This window comes from Streptococcus parasanguinis, assembly GCF_001578955.1.
In the GTDB taxonomy this organism is placed as follows: domain Bacteria; phylum Bacillota; class Bacilli; order Lactobacillales; family Streptococcaceae; genus Streptococcus; species Streptococcus parasanguinis_U.
In genome coordinates, this window is sequence record NZ_KQ969689.1 from 473,998 (window position 1) to 475,644 (window position 1,647).

The 1,647-nt window shown below is 43.8% G+C and carries 3 protein-coding genes; all 3 read left to right on the top strand.

Going from position 1 to position 1,647, the window contains the following annotated elements:
• Window positions 1–298, top strand: a 298-nt coding sequence (locus tag SPADD19_RS02230; protein ID WP_241496417.1) for an aldo/keto reductase, incomplete at its 5' end; no start/stop codon positions are given.
• Between the two features lie 148 nt (window positions 299–446).
• On the top strand, window positions 447–1,022 hold the full coding sequence (locus tag SPADD19_RS02235) for a TetR/AcrR family transcriptional regulator (RefSeq protein ID WP_061455090.1): 576 nt from the start codon (window positions 447–449) through the stop codon (window positions 1,020–1,022).
• The coding region (locus SPADD19_RS02240) for an ABC transporter ATP-binding protein (RefSeq protein WP_061455257.1) at window positions 1,019–1,647 on the top strand (629 nt) is incomplete at its 3' end. The genes SPADD19_RS02235 and SPADD19_RS02240, both read left to right, overlap by 4 nt.

Sequence of the window (1,647 nt, forward strand, 5' to 3'; positions counted from 1 at the left end):
TGATACGGTGATTCAAGCCTGGTCTGTCCTCCAGCATGGCTATTTCAAGGGGAATTTTGTGGGCAAGGAAGAGTTTGCGGCCCTCAATCATGTCCTCAATGACTTGGCGAAAAAATACCAGGTCACACCGACAGCTATTGCCCTTGCATGGGTCCTTCGCTATCCTGGTAAGATGCAGGCGGTCATCGGAACGACCAAGCCACAGCATGTCCTTGAAGCAGGGAAAGCAGCAGAGGTGAATTTGACCCGCAAGGAATGGTACCAAATCTACTTGGCTGCAGGAAATGATTTGCCTTAGAATCTTGTTATCAAACCAGATTCCACTCTTATCGGTAGTCTGGTTTTTTGTTTTGTGGTCTTCAGTTTTTTCTTGACAATCCTTTCCTTTTTATGATATCTTTTAGGCAACATGTGTTGCGCAACGGATGTTGCGCGAAAGGAGTCTAATGCCACCCAAGGTTAAATTTAGTAAAGAGGCTATCATTGGGACAGCTTTACAATTGGTGAGAGAAGAGGGAATGGCTAGTTTGACGGCTAGAGCATTAGCGGAGAAACTAGGAGCCACACCGAGAGTGATTTTTGGACAATTTGCTAATATGTCTGAGTTACAAGCAGAGGTTATTGGTGCTGCGGAGATGGTGGTGGTGGAGTATATTCGCAAGGCCTTAGAAGATGAAAAGCCTTTTCGATCTGTCGGGGTTGCTTATATCCTTTTCGCCTCAAAAGAGCCCCAACTTTTTCAATTGCTTTTCCAAAATCCTAGCAAAGATCCGATTCGTCGCTTTCAAGATTTTCTTCCCATGAAGGATCATAGTTACCAATTGGTTCTGGATTCGATCGTCGCAGACTATCCTTTGACTGTAGAGGAGGCTAGTTGCTTGTACCAGCATCTATTTATCTACTCGCATGGGATGGCCTCTATGGTTGCTTCTGGTATTTACCAGTTCAGCATGGAAGAAGTGATTGGATTACTGACAGAGGTTTGTCAATCTCTCATCAAAGAAATGGTAGGAAAGAAATGATTCAACTAGAAAATGTGCACAAAAGTTACGGCCAAACCAAGGTTTTAAAGGGGATTGATTTGCAGATTCAAGACCAGGATGATGTGGTTATCCTCGGTCCTTCTGGATCGGGGAAATCAACTCTCTTAAATGTGTTATCAGGATTAGAAAAGGTAGACGAAGGGCAAATCCTCATTCAAGGACAAGATTTATCACAACTCACGGATGCTCAATTGACAACTTTTAGACGTGAGAAGATTGCCTTTATTTTCCAGCAGTATTATCTATTGCCGAATCTAACGGTTAGACAAAATGTAAAGATGGGAGCTGACCTAGCAAACAATCATGATTTTTTGCAGATCACCAAGGATTTGGGACTTGGCGATAAGCTGGACAAGTATCCGAGTGAATTGTCTGGTGGGGAACAGCAGAGAGTCTCTATTGCCAGGGCCTTGGCCAAAAAGCCAGAGATTCTCTTCTTAGATGAGCCGACGGGAGCCCTGGATGAAGAAACAGGGCGCAAGATTCTCGACTATATCTGGAAACTGAAAGAAAAGATAGGCTTTACCTTGATCATGGTGACGCACAACCAAAATATTGCGGATATGGCCAGAACCATCATTCGTGTCAATAGTGGCAAGATTAC